The organism is Sphingomonas sp. FUKUSWIS1 (assembly GCF_000733135.1).
GTDB lineage: Bacteria > Pseudomonadota > Alphaproteobacteria > Sphingomonadales > Sphingomonadaceae > Sphingomonas > Sphingomonas aerolata.
In genome coordinates this window covers 1-1857 of record NZ_JPJC01000043.1, presented here as the reverse complement: position 1 = coordinate 1857, position 1857 = coordinate 1, and the positions used below count along the sequence as shown (strand labels likewise).

Here is a 1857-nt window from a genome sequence, read left to right as displayed (position 1 = left end):
GCCCCCGCCCTCGAGCCCGACGATCCCCCCAAGGCATAAACGCCGCCGCCAGGCGCAGTGATTAGTATCTCACGCGAAGGCGCGAAGGCGCAAAGATTGCACGTCGGCCGACTGACCGCCCCAACCACGATCGGCGAAGCCGCGCCCCGCCGCCCGGCGGCACACAAGAAAGCAGCCCCAAGATCTTCGCGCCTTCGCGCCTTCGCGTGAACACTTCCAACGCACGCCCATGCGCGACCGCGCCGAAGCATCCCGTGCGGCACGCCAAATCCTGCCGAAACCTCCGTGATGCACCCCCGCGGCCCACCCCAAAAGGCTCCGCGCCTCCGCGGCTCCGCGCGAACCAACCTTCTTCCCCGCCTCAAAGAACAGCAGACAAAAGAAAAGGGAGGCCGGCTCGCGCCGACCTCCCCTATCTTTTTCCCGCATCCGATCCAAAAAGGACCGGAAGGCGGAAGTCTTACTGGCCCGAACCCGGACCGTAGGTGACTTCCACGCGACGGTTCTGCACTTCGCGCACGCCATCGGCGGTGTCGACGCGCGGACGGCTCTCACCGAACGCTTCGGTCGAGATCACGCCATCCGGGATCGCATGCGACGACAGATAGGCGCGGACGCCGTCTGCACGACGCTGCGAGAGACCGACGTTGTACGACGCCGAACCCGACTTATCGGCGTGGCCTGCCAGCATGACCTGTGCGTTGCCGCACGACTGGTACTGCGTTACGGCGTTGTCGAGGATCGACGCAGCCTCAGGCGTGATGTCCGACTTGTCCCACTCGAAGAACACGATGAACGGACCAGGCGAGCAAACGACTTCAACCGGCGCCGGCGGCGGCGGGGGAGCCATCGGCTCGGGTGCCGGCGGCGGGGGAGGAGGTGCCATCGGCTCGGCAGGTGCGCCGAAGTTGTACGTCACACCACCAAGGATGCTGTGCGAACGGTAACGACCGTCGAACAGGCGGTTGGTGTTGTCGACCAGCTTGACGTTCTCGGCGTTGAAGAAACGATACTTCAGCGTCGCGTCGATGTGGTCGGTCAGCGGTGCACGGATACCGGCGAGGCCCTGATAGGCGAACACGGTGTCCGAATCGTTCAGGAACGAACCGTTGTTGTTGAGGGCGTAGTTCGCCTTGACGCGAGCAACACCGACACCACCGCCGACAAAGCCCTGGATGCCGTCATCCGGACCGAAGTCCAGCAGGCCGTTCAGCATGAAGCTGAGTGCCGACGAAGAACCGCCAGCATAGTCATAGTTGTTGGCCGGTGCGTTGACGAGTGCGCCTGCACCCGTGAAAGCTGGCGTGGTCGTGGTCGACGAATAGCCGTCCACAGTAGCCTTGCGGTAACCGACTTCGGTTTCGAGGCGGAAGCCACCGAAATCGTAGCCCATGACTGCGTCGACGTCATAACCATAGTCATGGTCGACCGAACCGGCATTGTTCAGAGCACCGATGTCGTAATCGATGTCTTCAACGATCATCGCACCGCCTTCGATGCCAACGTACCACGACTTGTCGCGGGCGAGGGCAGGAGTGGCGAGTGCGGTGGAGGCGAGTGCCAGAACGACGGCAAGCTTCCGCATATAAATCCCCTTTCATGAGTGTCACACGGACATCGCAAACTCCCTATCCTTCGGCTTGTTTCCACGCAAGCGCACAAAAGTTCGAGGTGTTGCTGGAACGCCACAGTTTTTAGAGTGTTTAGGCGGCGATCAATCCGTGGCTCCTCAATAGCACCAGAACGGCGGAAAGTGTAGCCCGGGCGGACGTATCGACCACGGCTCCACCGACCGGATCGGCAATTGCCGCGCCTTGCGCGCCGACCACCTGGTTACCGCCGGTCACGACTCGCCCG

1 protein-coding gene is annotated in these 1857 nt (G+C 62.7%); it reads right to left on the bottom strand.

Annotated elements, in window-relative coordinates; translation table 11 throughout:
• Positions 1–460 precede the first annotated feature (460 nt).
• The gene (locus tag sphsw_RS03965) at positions 461–1585 is read right to left on the bottom strand and encodes an OmpA family protein (protein WP_031396246.1); all 1125 of its coding nucleotides are present in this window, start codon (positions 1583–1585) and stop codon (positions 461–463) included.
• Positions 1586–1857: the final 272 nt, after the last annotated feature.